This window comes from Streptomyces sp. NPDC091377, assembly GCF_044757045.1.
Lineage (GTDB): Bacteria > Actinomycetota > Actinomycetes > Streptomycetales > Streptomycetaceae > Streptomyces.
In genome coordinates, this window is record NZ_JBIVUE010000013.1 from 147468 (window position 1) to 161397 (window position 13930).

Below are 13930 nucleotides of genomic sequence, written 5' to 3' on the forward strand. Positions count from 1 at the left end.
GCTGCGCACATCGCTACGGTTGCCGGTTCGCCGCGACTGTGGTGGTACACCGACCAGACTCGGGCTACGACAGCTCGCATCACCTGTCTGATACCTCGCAACCACGACAGTTGATGCTGACGTCACCTGGACAGGTCCGCCCCACCGGGAAAGCCATGGCTGAGGGAACAGCCAGCCGCCGGGGGGCGCGGTCCAGCGATCTAACTCACATCGCGACGCAGCAGGTCGTGGAAGGTTTCCCGGCGCACCACCTCGCGGGCCTCTCCGTCCCGGCAGAAGATGACCGGGGGGCGCCGGGCGCCGTTGTAGTTGTTGGAGAGTGAGTAGCAGTAAGCCCCTGTGACCGGGACCGCGACGACATCGCCGACCTGTGGGTCCGGCAGGTTGATGTCGCGGATCAGGGTGTCGCCCGACTCGCAGTGTCGGCCCACGAGGTCGCAGGGTGCTCCGCCGCCCACCCGTGAGGTGATGGCAGCCTCGAAGCGCTGGCCGTAGAGCATGGGTTCGAGGTTGTCCGCCATGCCGCCGTCGACCGCCACCAGCGTGCGCGGTCCGGATTTGACCGTCACTACTCGATAGAGGGTTGTCGCGGCCTCTGCCACGATCGAGCGTCCCGGCTCGATGATCAGGCGGGCCGTGGCCGGCAGATGTTCGCGGGCGGTGTCGGTCAGGGCGCGAAGGTACTCCTCGACGGTCGGCGGACGGTCGTCGTAGGTGTAGCGGGCACCCAGCCCTCCGCCGAGGTCGTACACCGCGTGTTCGCCGAGTTCACCGAGCCGGGCCACCGCTTCGACGGCCCGCCGGAACGGCTCGGTGTCGAGCAGCTGCGACCCGATGTGAACGTGAAGGCCGTCGAACCGGAGCCGGTCACTGGACCGCAGTCGGTCGGCCGCGAGGACGGCGTCAGGAAGGGACAGGCCGAATTTCGACCCGCGTTGGCCGGTGACCATAGCCGCGTGCGTATCCGCGTCGACCTCGGGGATGACCCGGAGAAGGACGCTCTGCCCTGCGGCGCCCACGAGGCGCTCCAGGCGGTCGATGTCATGAAAGTTGTCCACGACGATGGTCCCGGCGCCCGCCTCCACCGCCATGGCCAGCTCCTCGTCGGTCTTCGCGTTGCCATGGACGACGAGGTGGGCGGGATCGGCGCCGGCCGCGAGCGCGGCGACGAGTTCGCCGCCTCCGGCCACGTCCACCCCGAGACCTTCCTCTACGAGAGTACGAACGACAGCCGTGCACGGGAACGACTTCGAGGCAAAGACCGCTTGGCTGTTCGGCCAATGTGCGGAAAGGGCCTCCACGTACTGTCGCGCCCGTCGGCGCAGGGCGTTCTCGTCGACCACGACGGCCGGCGTGCCGAAGCGGTCGGCCAGTTCGCCCGCGCGGCACCCACCTATCATGAGTTCGCCGTCTTCAGCCAGGTGAGTGCCATTGGGGAAGAGCGCGACGAGTTCCGCGACGGACGAGGACGACGGTTCGGTCACGGTCATGAGGGAACTTCCTATCGACATCGGCTGCGCTTGCACGGCTATCCTGGCAGCCGTTCGTCCGGGCCCGAGATGGCCGATCAGCTCACGAAACGAGGCCCGTGTTGTCCAAGTCGACAAGGGTGAGCGCCGCCTCGGAGTTCGGGGAGAAGGGCACTCTGAGGAGCCTGGTGGGCAGCTTCGGCTACTCGCCCGCGCGGGTGCTGGTGGCACCCGCGGGTCTTGACGTCCGAGTGCGGGGCACGGTGATCCATGACGCGGAGGAGGATCTGGTGCCCTCGCCGGGTGCTCTGCTCCTCCTGGTCGGGGTCAGTGTCTCGGACGTCCGGGCTGTCGGCGTTCTGCGCCGTGCGGCAGAGCAGGGGTTCGCCGGCGTGGTGGTCAAGCAGCGCGGTCGGGACGTGGCGGAGTTCCTCCAGGAGGCGGGGGCCTGCGGCATCGCAGTCCTCGCGGTGGCGGACGAGACACCGTGGCGTGATGCCGACGCCGCGCTGAGTTCCCTGATCGCGGCCCACGGGGGCGGGGAGCTGACCGGTTCTGCCCCGGCCGGAGGTGAGGAGCTGTTCGCCCTCGCCGACGGCCTCGCGGTCGTCGTCGGCGGCTCGGTGGCGATCGAGGACCTCGACCAGAACGTCGTGGCGTACTCCAAGATCCTTGGATCACGTATCGACGCGGTCCGCGAACGCGGCATTCTGCAGCGCCGGGTACCGGACCTGCCGGAGCAGCGGCGGCAGTACCGCCAAGTGCTGGCCGCCGAGGGCACGGTCCGTTTCCCGGCCATGGGTGAGGAGTTGCCCCGGGCCGCGGTGGCGATCCGGGCGGGGGCCCTGCCGCTCGGCACGCTGTGGGCGATCGAGCCGGAGGAGGGGTTGGCACCGGCCGCCGAGCACGCCCTGCTGGAAGCGGCCAGGCTCGCCGCCCCCCACCTGCTGCGCGCACTCAACCTTCCGGAGGCGGAGCGGCGCATGCGGCGCGACACGCTGCGGGCCGTTCTGAACAACTCGGGCCCGCCGGCCGAGGAGGCGGCACAGCTGCTGGGGCTGTCCCCCGGTACGGAGTTCTGCCTCGCCGCCTTCGCTCCGCCGACGGGGCCGGACAGCGGCTCATCGCACGGTCGCCGGGATGCCGCCCAGTCTGCCCTTCTGACCCACCTTGAGCTGGTACTCGTACGCCACTGCGCCGCTCACCGCGCGGAGGCCACCGTCGCGGCCACGGCCGACGCCGCCTATGTCCTGCTTCCCGGCATGGGGGCCACTGCGAGCAGGCGCTTCGCCGATGCCGCGCTCGCCACAGCCCGGCGGACGGTCGGGAGCGGCGTCCGTGCGGCGGTCACCGGGGCCTACGCCGACCTCGGCCATCCCGCCGTTCTGCGCCGCGAGGCCGACGGAGTACTCCGCGCCATCGCGCATGACGGGCCGAACCGTCGGGCTGCCGCGGCGGAGGACGTACGGCACAAGATCCTTCTTGACCGGCTGGGAGACGAGCTCAAGCGGGACCCGTGGCTACGGCTGTCCGGAGTGGACGACCTCGTGGCCCATGACAAGGCTCACGGGACGGAGTACGCGGCGACGACCACGGCATGGCTCGACGCGGTGGGGGACGTCGCATCCGCTGCGGCACGGCTCCAGGTGCACCCCAACACCTTGCGTCACAGGCTGCGGCGGATCCGTGAACTCTTCCGCATCGATCTCGATGACGCCGACGTGCGCCTGGCCGCCTGGCTCGAACTCAAGCGTGCGGCGGAGCCGCATCGCTCGGACCGGTCGGTGACATGACCTCGCCGGCGATGGTGACCGAGCCCTCCGCCTCGGACTCGTCAGCTCCGGGCCGCAGCCGTGAATGGCGCCGTCCGAAGCCGAGGTAGAGGCCCGCTGCGAGGAGGAGCCAGAACACGAAGAGGGTCCAGGTGAGTCCCGGCAGCAGATAAGCCAGGTACAGACAGGATGCCATGGAAAGCAAGGGCACCACGGGATAGAGCGGTACCCGGAACGGACGCGGGGCATCCGGTGCGATCCGTCGCAGGGCGATGACGGCCGCGGCGACCGCCAGGAAGGCGATCAGCGTGCCCATGCTGGTGAGGTCCGCCAGGTGCTGGAGCGGGACGAAGGCGGCGAGCAGTCCGACGCCTGCACCGACGATCCAGGTGTTGCCCACCGGGGTGTGCCGTTTCCGGTCGACTCGGCGGAAGACCTCCGGCACGAGTCCGTCGCGAGCCATCGAGAACAGGATGCGTGTCTGGCCGAACAAAGTGACCAGCACGACGCTGAAGATGGAGATGACGGCTCCGGCGGAGAGGAGCAGCGCGGGCCATCCGGTGCCCGTGACCTCGCGGAGGATCTCGGCCAGTACGGCTTGGCCCGCGTCTGCCTGCTCACCGAACCTGTCGGCCGGCTGGGCGCCGACCGCCGCGACCGCGACCGCGACGTAGAGCGTGGTGACGGCCAGCAGGGTGAACAGGAGCGCCAAGGGAATGGTGCGGCGCGGGTCGCGGACTTCCTCGCTGGCGGTGGATACGGCGTCGAACCCCACGTAGGAGAAGAACACGCCCGAGGCGGCGACGGTCACGCCTCCGATGCCGTGCGGCGTGAGGTCCGTGAAGTTGTCGGTGCTGAAGGCCGTCAGCGCCACGGCGACGAAGAAGACGAGCACACCGATCTTGACGCAGACCATGACCGCGTTCACGGCGGCGGACTCCCGGGTCCCCCGGGCCAGCAGCAGCGAGCACAGCAAGACCACGACGAGCGCCGGGATGTTGACGTAACCTCCCGCCCCCGGTGGTTGGCTGATGGCGTCCGGGAGTGCTACGCCGAAGAGGCTGCTGGTGACTTCGTTGAGGTACTGGCCCCAGCTGACCGCCACCGTGGAGACGGCGACACCGTATTCGAGGATCAGGCACCAGGCGACGAGATACGCGATGCCCTCACCGAGGGAGGCGTAGGCATACGAGTATGTGCTGCCGGCGACGGGAATCACGCCGGCCAGTTCGACGTAGCAGAGGGCGCCGAGCCCTGCCACCACCGCGGCGAGGCCGAACGACAGGACGACGCCGGGGCCCGCCTTGGGCACGGTGGTCCCCAGGACGAAGAAGATCCCCGTACCCACCACCGAGCTGATCCCGAGCAAGGTGAGCTGCCACAGGCCCATGCTGCGCCGCAGTGCAGGACCGTGGCCGCCGCCCTCGGCCTCGGCGATCATTCGGTCGATCGGTTTGCGCCGCCGGAACTCTCGGATCAACGAGCCCATGACATCTCCTACGGATCTCTGCACACCCACGAGACTGCGGGTTGGGTGTGAGCCTGAGGCCCGGGCCAACTTGGGACAACGGGGAAGTGGCGCGTTCACGGGGGGCTGGATTGGCCGATTCGACAGAGACATCGTGGGGGCCGTCGACACCTACCTCGGCAGCCGTCGATGTACCTGAGCGTGGCGGCGCCCGGCTCGTCGGCACAAGGTGTGCGTCACGCTCGTCGGGGACGTCGCGCACCGGGCCGACATCCCGGCCGCCCAGGACCGCGGCCGAGTGTACGCGCTGCGGTGTCCCGTCACGTTGACCGTGCCGGGCAAGGCGACGTGATCAGGGCCGGACGGGTCACGCGGCCTGGAGGTAGCCGTCCGAGGCGGGCGGGGTGTGCCTCTCGGTGAACTGATACGGCGGCACCGCGAGGCGTGGATCGAGTCTCCACGGCACGTGGCCGTAGGGAGGTGGCCAGGGTGCCCCGGCCAGTCAGAGCGACTCTGTCCCGGGTCGCGAGATCCCGACCGTCTGCCACACGAGTTGGCCGCTCGTCCGATCCCGTCCGGTCAGGCGTCTGGTGCGCCGTGCTCAGTCACCGGGGCTTCTGTCTGAGACCACCTCCGTTCGCGGCGCCCGTGACGGCCGGCGCGTTCACAAGGGCGCAAGCGTTCAACGCGTGAACGGATTCGGTGTGCCATACCTCTTCCGGCACGGGACTGACGAGGTCTGTACTCGGTAGAGGCAGCGGCGGCAGGAGGCTGCGGCTGGGCCTGTGCGCGGTGGGCCGGTGTGGCGCGGGCGGTACCGGACCGCCCGCCGGAGGCTTTCCGGGTGGCACTGGTCCTTGCCTCGGCGCGCACCTGCCGCCTGCGGCCACCGACGCCCTGCAACGCCTGGCTCGCAGCGTCACCGAGTGATCCGCATGACCTGCGGCCCATGAGCCCTCACGGGTGCCCCCGACCAACCCGTGCTGGGGGACCCGGACCCTTCTGAGGGACTGACTCATGACCGGGATCTCCGTCCGCGGAATCGGCGAAACCGGCCGCACGCAGCTCCGGCAGCCGCGGTGCCTGGCACTGCCCACACTCACGGGAGACCACGATGACCTCGACCGATCACCCCGCCGACTACCCTGGAGCCGTTCTCACCTACGGCATGGAGTACCGGCTGCCGGACATCTCCGTGCGGCTGCCGCTCAGGGTCGCCCCGGGCTACGAGGAGATGAAGCCACGGGTCCACGCGTGGGCCCGGCGGTATCTGCTGGAGTACTTCGGTGAGAACGAGGAGGAACAGCGTCGCACCGACTCCTTCCTGCGCCAGGGCATGTGCTACTGGACTGCGGCGTGCTGGCCGGACGTGATCCCCGAGCGTCAGTTCGCCATGATGGTGTGGGGGTTCTGGGGCACTCTGAGTCCTGACGACATGCTCTCCCACCCGGCCACCCTCGACGACCCCGAGATCCTTCTCGCGGTGCGCGACGAGATGGTCGACGCCGCAGAGTGCCGCCCCCGCCGACATTCGGCGGTGGAACTGCCGGCCGATGTCGAGCGTGCGCTGTCGGCGGCGACCCGGATGTGCCGCGATGGTCAGGCACTGATCGCCCAGACCTGCCCCAAGCCCCTGTTCGCACGCGTCATCCGGACGCTCCAGGACGCGATCATCAGCAACGCGGACCCGGACCGCCACACCGGCGGCGGTGCCAGGTTCCCCACCTTCGAGGCATTCCAGCAGGAGCGGCGCGTCGACGTCTTCGGCCCCTGGATGATGGCCATGTGCGAGTGGACCATTGGCGTGGATCTGGACGGCCTCGCCTCCACCGACCCGGATCTGGCGCAGATCTGCGCCTGGACCACGGACCATTTCACCCTGGTGAACGACATCTACTCCTTCCCCAAGGAACTCGCGGCGGGCGAGCAGATGAACACGGTGTGGTTCCTCATGCACCACGAGGGCCTGTCCCTCCAGCAGAGCCTGGACTGGCTCGCCGACCGCGCCGCCCTGACCGAACAGCGCTTCACCGCCATGCGTGACAAGATCCTCGCCGGGCCGCACGGGCACCGTGACGACATCCGCCTGTTCGTACGGGCACTCGGCCAGATGATCGCCGGGAACGTCGCCTTCCACCTCCGCACCAGCCGCTACTTCGACACGCCCCAGCCCCCGACCATCCCCCACACCTCACCCGAACCCACCGTCCTGTACCGCCGCGGCACCGTCCACAACCCCCTCCCCGCACACGACTGAGACCCCGGCCCCAGCTCGCAGGGGCTCACCTTGCCGGTGAGGACGAGCTGCTCGTTCGTTGGCTCAAGGGCGGTCCGGGCACGCGGGCGGGCGTCGAGGCGTATGTCCTGGTGCGGGAGGCGGAGTTGTTTCCCGTCGCTGCCAGGGCAACGATCGGGTCGGTTCGGCAGTCGTAGGGAGTGACACACGTCGGTCTTCCGCAGTCGTGACCAACTACCCGCGCGCGGTGTGGCCGGCAGCGAGACCTGTCACCCCTGAGAGGATTACCCATGACCCGCTTCGCCTCACCACCTGGCGACAGAGAAGGCGGAGGGTGCGACATCGCCCCTTCCATCGCCGCCACACGTACCGTAGGGCGCGTACCCGGCGGTCGCGCCACAAGCCGCGGTGTCGCGGTGGGTGCCGTCGCCGTTCTGCTGGCGGGGGTCGGCACCTCGGCCGGTGCGGCGCCCGGCGCCCTGCCCAGCGACCCGGTGGTCAGCGGTGCCACCGTCAATTCTGGGCAGGACGTCATCGTAGGTACTACGCACGACGTGCAGTTCCCAGTCACGGTCACCGGATCGGATGACTCCGGTCTGTCGTTGGTCGATGTGGATCTGAAGGGACCGCACGGCGGTTTCTACACCACCGATGCGTTCTGCGAGACCGCGACGGCATGCACGACGGTGTTCACCGTCAACGCCCACCCGGCTCCGGGCAGCGACGACCCGGTGGACCTGGTGAACGCCAACGCGGGGACATGGTCGGTGGATGCCTTGGTCGACGCCAACGACGAGGGTTCCGAGTTCGCCTCCGGCGTGGCGTCGTTCGGCCTCAAGCGTGCCGCGCGGGTCACGGTCAACGCCTCACCGGAGCCGGTGGCCAAGGGCGCTCGCATCACCGTCACCGGCAAGCTCGTGCGGGCCAACTGGGACACCTACCGGTATGCGGGGTACACGGGCCAAGCCGTGCAGCTGCAGTTCCGCCCGAAAGACAGCAGCACCTACACCACGGTGGCCACGGTGAACACCGACGGCACCGGATCCCTTCGCACCACGGTCAAGGCCGTCAAGGACGGCTACTGGCGGTGGAACTTCACCGGCACCCACACCACCGGCCCGGCCAAGGCCGCCGGCGACTACGTCGACGTGCGTCCCTGATCCAGGAGGCTGGGCCCGTAGCGGGTGTGACCGCTGCGGGCCCTTTGCTGCGGATGCGGATGCGGCTACGGATGCCTGTGGCGAGGAGAGGGGGACAGGGTGGGGTGGGTTCAGGCGGAGCCCGCACGGGTCCTCCGGAAACACCGCGGGCCCAGCCGGACGGTAGCCGGGTCTCCCGGTCGCGGTGAACCGCGAGGTCGGACCTGGCGAGCCCCTGATCCGCCCGAAGCCGACCGATCAGCGCGAACGGATGACCTACTCTCGGCGGATGACGCTCTACTTCGACCCCGTGGCCATGATCGGCAATGACCGCGACGCCTTTCGGGGCCGTTGGGAAGACCGGCTGTGGCTCAACGTCCCCGGGCCCTTCTATGGCGGGGAGACCGACACTTGCTGGACGCGGCAGTCCCCCACCCCCGTTGACCGGTTGCCCGAGTTGTAGCCGCGCATACTCGGGCTGGCATGTGGCCTGGTCAGGGCTGTGCCTGGCGTCGTAGGGTTTGATCGCACATCACTTCTGTTGTGAGACAAGGGAGTTGTGTTCATGCTGAGACGCCTAAGCGTGCTCGTCGGAGCCGCTGTCGCCACTGCGGGGCTCTTGTTCGCCACCGCGCCGTCCGCCTCCGCGGACCCCTTCTTCACTCCGCGCTCCCACCATTCCTCGTACGCCGAGTGTGACGCGGCGGGGAAGGCGGGCAAGGATCTGTGGGGTCTGCTGTACAAGTGCGAGCCGTTTCCGACCAGGCCCGACGTCTACGTGCTGTGGGTGCGCATCTGACCCTTGCCGGTAGCGCGGGCGCGGGGTCGTTCTCCGAAGCAGGTCGGAGGGCGGCCCCGCGCAGTGCGTTCTCCCTGGTCGCAGGGGTGGAGTCCAGCCAACGGCCGCTTTTGGGTCGGATGACCTATAGCGGGTTTCATGAACGATCACCCCCAGGACGAACTGACTCATGTCCCCGAGGGCCCGGTCCTCCTCGTAGGCGGATATGGCACCGTCGGCGCGGAACTGGCCCGTACTACGACATCCCGTTGGCCCCTGCTTCTGGCCGGGCGGACCGTGCCCGCGGGGAAGACCTGGCCCGGGAGACCGGCGACCGTCTCATCCACTGGGACCTGACCGAACCGGTGCCGCCACCCGGCCCTGCCCGAAGCGGAGTGCCGGGCCCGTGCCGAGGTGTTCGTGATGCTCATCGAGGGGGCGGCCCTGTTCCGTTCGGGAGTGGCCGCCCACCGGACGCCGCAGACGGACGACCTCCTTGTCAGCACGGCGGTCGCCCTGCTCACGGACGGCTGGGAGGACGCCGCCGACTGACCGGCTGTCGGCTTTCCTGCCGGGGCTCCTGGGCCTGAGCATCGTTGCATGTCCCTCATCCATGACGCGGCACGGCAGACCGAGGGCGCGGACGGGCCGGTGGTGTCCGCGAGCACCGACGGGGTGCCGGCGGCCGAACGGTTCGACTGGTGGGTCGAGATGGTCGGCCACACGGTCATGCCCGTGGCGGTCCACAGCCCGCACGCGGCCCGTTTCAAGGGCAGCGTGGAGGCCGTGAGCATGCCGCACAGCCAGGTGGCCGCCTTCAACTTCTCCCCGATGGCGGCCCGCCGTTCACCCTTGTACATCCGCCGCCACGATCCCGAGGACTACTACCTGGTCCTGGTCCACGGGAGCCCCATCCGGCTGGAGCAGGCCCGTGGCGTGGCCTGCCTCGGGGCCGGTGACATGACCCTCTTCTCCACCTCGGCGCCACTCACCTGCGACTTCCTCGACCGAGGTCGACAGACCCGCCTGACGCTGCTGCGGCTCCCGCGCACCGCGCTGCCGCTGTCCGGGGGCCGGGCGGACCGGCTGCTGGCCGAGCCGCTGTCCACCCGGACCGGGTCGGGGTCGGCGGCGTTGCTCGGCTCGTACCTGTCCGGGCTGCCGACCGCCGCCCGCGCCTGCGGCCCGCAGGAGTTGGCCCGGCTCGGTGTGATCGGGGTCGATCTGGCGGCAACGGCGCTGGCGGGGCGGCTCGGGGCCCAGGACATACTGCCCACGGAGACCCGTAAGGCAGCGCTACGGGCCCGGATCAAGCTCTTCATCGAACACAACCTGGGCGATCCGGGGCTGCTCCCAGCGGCTGTCGCGGCCCACCACCACATCTCCGTGCGCAGCCTCCATCTGCTCTTCGAGCGCGAGCGGGAGACCGTGGGCGCCATGATCCGACGCCTGCGTCTGGAGCGTTGTCATACAGACCTGGCCGATCCGGCGCTGTACCACCGCACCATCGCGGCGACGGCCACGCGCTGGGGCTTCCGCCACCCCGCGGATTTCAGCCGAGCTTTCCGCAAGGCGTACGGAGTTCCGCCGAGCGAGGTGCGGGCGGTGGCTCGGGCACGGGCGCGTGCGCTGGATGCCTAGGAAGTGTGCGCTCGGTGCCGACGATCGGAATGCCGCCGTGGGCCACAGTGAACGCACAGCGTTCCAGCGACTTCCGGAGGGGACATGTTCAAGAGGATCGCCGCGTTCATCGCGGCCACGGCGGCCGTCTGCGCGCTCGCCGCGCCGACAGCGGCGGGCGCCGAGGAGACCCGTGTCACCAAGGTGCAGGGGGTCGCGGGCCTTTACTGGCTCAGCGGCGGCGACTACGGCACCCGTGCCTGGTCGGAGTGCGGAAGCGGCTCGTGCTTCTTCCGGGACGACAACGGCGGCGGTTGGCTGTGGGTGGTGCCCAGCTGCGGCCACCACGCGGTGCCCGCCTGGTTCGAGGACCGGGCCAGCTCGGCCTGGAACCGGACGCCCACCCGCATCCACATCTACAAGCACAGCGACTACAGCGGGTACCTGGGAACGGTCCCCGCCTGGTTCAAGGGCAACCTCGCGAGCGCCGACGAGGACGTCATGAGTGCCGTCTTCGCGGACTGCTGAGAACGCGGCGCGCGGGGCCGCGCGCGAGACGGCCGGTCGGTGGCCGCGCGGCGTGGTCAGGGCCACCCCGCGCGCCACCTCCCCCGTTACTGCTCGGTGACTTCGACGTCCCGGTCAGGGAGCGGGCTGTTCGCCGGCGGTTGCGCGGATCTGGGCGCGGGTCTCGTCGGCCTGCTGTTGGATGTGCTGTTCGACGTGGGCGGGGACGCCTTGGTCGTGGAAGTGGGTGACGAGGGTGTCGAGGGTGGTTTCGGCGCGTTCGAGGTCGCCCGCCTTGGCGTGGACGGTGGCGAGACGGCGTAGGGCGGCGTTGAGGGTGAGGTTGTCGAGGCCGGTGTCCTGGTCGGCGCGGGAGGTGGTGATGGCCTCGGTGAGCTGGGTGACGGATGCGGGGATGTCGGGTTGGCGGACGTGGAGGTGCCCGTCGGCGATGCTCTGGAAGTGGCGACCGGCGTTCGCGCCGCGCGCGAGGCGGGCGTAGGCGGCGAGCGGGTGGTCGCCGTGGCGTTCGATCAGTTCCTGGAGGGCGTCGTTCCCGGTGGTGAGGTGGGGGGCGTCGGAGCCGAGGAAGGCGAGGAGGGTGCCCTGGTCGTCGCCGGTGAGGAGTTCACCGACCTCCTGGTCGGCGCGGTCGAGGGGGGTACGTATGCGGAGGGTGCGGGTGGGGGAAACGGTGCGGGCGCCGTCGAGTCCGGTGTGGACGGCGGTGACCTGGTAGGTGCCGGGTTCGGCGAAGTACAGTCCGTCGCTTCCGTAGCCGAGGTAGGCGGTCTCGTAGACGGCCGGGGTCGCCTCGGTGAGGGTGACGGTCCGCTCTTCCGGGCCGTGTCCGGCGCAGGTGCGGGCGATGGGACGGAAGCTGCGGGTGCGGCCGTAGGGGTCGGTGATGATGATCGTGGTGCGCTCACCTTTGGGGCCGATCGCCCCGGCCACGGTGACGTCCCCGCGCACCCCGGTGCGGGAGAGCTTGAGTTCGGCCATGACCGGTTCGCCGTAGCCGAAGATCTGTTTCCCGCCCAGCGAGAGCGTCAGGCCGGGGTCCTCAGGGGCGGCGGGGAGGGCGAACGGGTCGGCGGATGCTGCGGTGTTGATGAGGGCGGCGTTGCCGCCGAACTCGGCGCCGCCGGGGACGATGTGACGGTGGAAGCCGTGGCGCAGGTGGCGTAGTTCGTCGTCGGTGAAGGAGAGGGGGAAGTCCTGCCAGAAGTGCCGCGTCCCGGCACGGTCGCCGACGGCGTAGCTGCCGGGGTAGTTCATCCAGGAGAGGTCGCCGTAGCCGTTGTTCGGGCCCAGCGGGGCCGGGGGTGTGCTCAGGTGTTTGTGGAAGGAGTGGTACAGGTTGAAGACGTGTCCGATCTCGTGGACGTAGGTGAACAGCTCGAAGGCGTCGCCGATGCTGTTCGTGTCCCGCAGGTTGCTGTTGAAGATGGCCATGCCCTGGCGTTGACTGCCGAAGAAGTCGAACATGATTCCGGCCGCGTGGTACGAGTCGGAGCTGCGGGTGGTGACGAAGGTCCAGATGCGCCACTGCTCCGCGTCCCGGTGGAGGCTGAAGTTGGCGGTCATGGCGGCGTGCAGCTCGGCGACGGACCATTCCAGGTCGTCGCCGGAGGTGTCGGCCACGGTGTTGACCTGGCCCGCGTTCTTCAGCTCGATGCCTGCCTCGGCGTAGACGGAGGCGATGGTCAGCACCCGGTTCCGGTAGCCGCGCGGGCCGTTGTGCCGTGAGGTGTCGTAGCTCTGGAACGCCTGGGTTCCCGCCACCGCGTCGGTCTCCATCTCGACCGACCGCAGCGCCGGCCCCGTGTGGAGGCAGGAGAACGCCAGTGACTGGCCGCCGCCGGGGCTGGACAGGTGCAGGACGGCGTTGCTGCCCTCGGGTCCGGTCGCCGCGGTCCGGGGAAGCGTGAGCGTCAGGTCTGTCCTGGGCGAGTTGTTCGCCCACGCCAGACCTGTCTGGTGCAGGAGGAAGCTGTGGGAACTCGGCAGGATGGTCAGATCGGCGGTGCTGCGGAAGGAGTCGGTGCAGGTGTCGCCGGTGAACAGGTCACCGCTGACGATGCCCAGCGGTCGCTCGCCCTCCAGGTCGACGCGCAGCTCGATCCGCTGGTCGCCGCTGGTTCCGCTCCAGCGGCCGGTCACCGGACGGTAGGGCGTACGGAACGGCTCCGGGAGCGCCGCCAGCCCGGGCACCCCGAGCTCGTCCAGACCACCGGAGGCCACGACCCCGGTCCTCCAGTTCAGCAGGACGCCCCGGGTGCCCTTGATCAGCAGGCTCTGTCGCGTTCCGTCGGACGCCGCCTTGTACGCGGCCACGTGGTCCAGATCCCGGCGGAAGTCCTCCGGCAGCTGTGCCCAGCCTCCGCTGTCCGACGCGTCCGGGCCGTCCGTGATCAGTGCCTCGCGCACCACGCCGGTGGACCAGTTCAGGGTGAGGACCCGCCCGCCCTTGAAGAAGTACGTCTGCCGCGCTCCGTCCGCCGCGTCGGGCGCCGGGAGCAGGGCGTCGATCTGCGAGCGGTAGCTCGCCGGGAGCGCGGTCCCCCAGTTCCCCAGCCCCGTCCACGCTCCCTCGCTCAGCGCGCGGCCCTGCTCCCAGTCGTATCGCTCGACGCTGTCACCCCAGAAGAACAGGCTCTGGAAGGGCTCTCCGGGACGGGACAGCACCAGCGCCGAGTCACTGTGAGCCAGTCGGCGGACGTGGTGCAGCTTCGGCGCGATGGTGCTGAGCCGGTCCGAGCTGAGCAGCCGCTGCTCGCTGACCAGGGCCCCTTGCACGCCCCGTCCGAACAGCAACCGCCACTCACCACCGGCCGGGTACGCGTGGACCCAGTTGTAGCCCGTCGTCTTGAACCGCAGGAAACCCATGGCGTGTTCTCCTCTCGAAGGCCCTGAGGCCCGGGGGAAGAAATCCGTCAGG

11 protein-coding genes are annotated in these 13930 nt (G+C 69.7%); 8 read left to right on the forward strand and 3 right to left on the reverse strand.

Features of this window, described 5'->3' with window-relative positions; all coding sequences use genetic code 11:
- Positions 1-200: 200 nt before the first annotated feature.
- Positions 201-1490, reverse strand: a complete 1290-nt coding sequence (lysA, locus tag ACIQNG_RS26565) for a diaminopimelate decarboxylase (protein WP_401488427.1) — start codon at positions 1488-1490, stop codon at positions 201-203.
- Positions 1491-1591: 101 nt separating this feature from the next.
- Between lysA and ACIQNG_RS26570 the strand changes: the two genes are divergently transcribed.
- Positions 1592-3262: a PucR family transcriptional regulator gene (locus ACIQNG_RS26570; RefSeq protein ID WP_401488429.1), complete on the forward strand. Its 1671-nt coding sequence runs from the start codon at positions 1592-1594 to the stop codon at positions 3260-3262.
- Here ACIQNG_RS26570 and ACIQNG_RS26575 read toward each other — a convergent pair.
- Positions 3216-4730, reverse strand: coding sequence for an APC family permease (locus ACIQNG_RS26575; RefSeq protein ID WP_401488430.1), 1515 nt, complete (start codon positions 4728-4730; stop codon positions 3216-3218). The genes ACIQNG_RS26570 and ACIQNG_RS26575 overlap by 47 nt on opposite strands.
- 1093 nt (positions 4731-5823) lie before the next feature.
- Here ACIQNG_RS26575 and ACIQNG_RS26580 point away from each other — a divergent pair.
- The 7 genes from ACIQNG_RS26580 (at position 5824) to ACIQNG_RS26610 (ending at position 11010) form a co-directional block, all read left to right on the forward strand.
- On the forward strand, positions 5824-6966 hold the full coding sequence (locus ACIQNG_RS26580; protein ID WP_401488431.1) for a terpene synthase family protein: 1143 nt from the start codon (positions 5824-5826) through the stop codon (positions 6964-6966).
- Positions 6967-7361: 395 nt separating this feature from the next.
- Positions 7362-8105: a calcium-binding protein gene (locus ACIQNG_RS26585; protein ID WP_401488432.1), complete on the forward strand. Its 744-nt coding sequence runs from the start codon at positions 7362-7364 to the stop codon at positions 8103-8105.
- 268 nt (positions 8106-8373) lie between these two features.
- Positions 8374-8547, forward strand: a complete 174-nt coding sequence (locus tag ACIQNG_RS26590) for a hypothetical protein (RefSeq protein ID WP_401435747.1) — start codon at positions 8374-8376, stop codon at positions 8545-8547.
- A 102-nt stretch (positions 8548-8649) separates the two neighbouring features.
- Positions 8650-8883, forward strand: coding sequence for a hypothetical protein (locus ACIQNG_RS26595; RefSeq protein ID WP_401435745.1), 234 nt, complete (start codon positions 8650-8652; stop codon positions 8881-8883).
- 402 nt (positions 8884-9285) lie between these two features.
- On the forward strand, positions 9286-9414 hold the full coding sequence (locus tag ACIQNG_RS26600) for a hypothetical protein (protein WP_401488434.1): 129 nt from the start codon (positions 9286-9288) through the stop codon (positions 9412-9414).
- A gap of 48 nt (positions 9415-9462) precedes the next feature.
- Positions 9463-10503, forward strand: a complete 1041-nt coding sequence (locus ACIQNG_RS26605; RefSeq protein WP_401488436.1) for a helix-turn-helix domain-containing protein — start codon at positions 9463-9465, stop codon at positions 10501-10503.
- 84 nt (positions 10504-10587) lie between these two features.
- Positions 10588-11010, forward strand: coding sequence for a peptidase inhibitor family I36 protein (locus tag ACIQNG_RS26610; RefSeq protein ID WP_401435736.1), 423 nt, complete (start codon positions 10588-10590; stop codon positions 11008-11010).
- A gap of 114 nt (positions 11011-11124) precedes the next feature.
- On the opposite strand, the gene ACIQNG_RS26615 is transcribed toward ACIQNG_RS26610, so the two are convergent.
- Complete coding sequence (locus tag ACIQNG_RS26615; RefSeq protein ID WP_401488438.1) at positions 11125-13878, reverse strand: hypothetical protein; 2754 nt, start codon at positions 13876-13878, stop codon at positions 11125-11127.
- Positions 13879-13930: the final 52 nt, after the last annotated feature.

What these genes read in the sequence shown, in the direction of transcription:
- ACIQNG_RS26615 (WP_401488438.1), bottom strand. Translation starts at nt 13,878, where the DNA reads ATGGGTTTCCTGCGGTTCAAGACGACGGGCTACAACTGGGTCCACGCG.
- lysA (WP_401488427.1), bottom strand. Translation starts at nt 1,490, where the DNA reads ATGACCGTGACCGAACCGTCGTCCTCGTCCGTCGCGGAACTCGTCGCG.
- ACIQNG_RS26580 (WP_401488431.1), top strand. Translation starts at nt 5,824, where the DNA reads ATGACCTCGACCGATCACCCCGCCGACTACCCTGGAGCCGTTCTCACC.
- ACIQNG_RS26590 (WP_401435747.1), top strand. Translation starts at nt 8,374, where the DNA reads ATGACGCTCTACTTCGACCCCGTGGCCATGATCGGCAATGACCGCGAC.
- ACIQNG_RS26600 (WP_401488434.1), top strand. Translation starts at nt 9,286, where the DNA reads ATGCTCATCGAGGGGGCGGCCCTGTTCCGTTCGGGAGTGGCCGCCCAC.
- ACIQNG_RS26605 (WP_401488436.1), top strand. Translation starts at nt 9,463, where the DNA reads ATGTCCCTCATCCATGACGCGGCACGGCAGACCGAGGGCGCGGACGGG.
- ACIQNG_RS26610 (WP_401435736.1), top strand. Translation starts at nt 10,588, where the DNA reads ATGTTCAAGAGGATCGCCGCGTTCATCGCGGCCACGGCGGCCGTCTGC.
- ACIQNG_RS26595 (WP_401435745.1), top strand. Translation starts at nt 8,650, where the DNA reads ATGCTGAGACGCCTAAGCGTGCTCGTCGGAGCCGCTGTCGCCACTGCG.
- ACIQNG_RS26575 (WP_401488430.1), bottom strand. Translation starts at nt 4,730, where the DNA reads ATGGGCTCGTTGATCCGAGAGTTCCGGCGGCGCAAACCGATCGACCGA.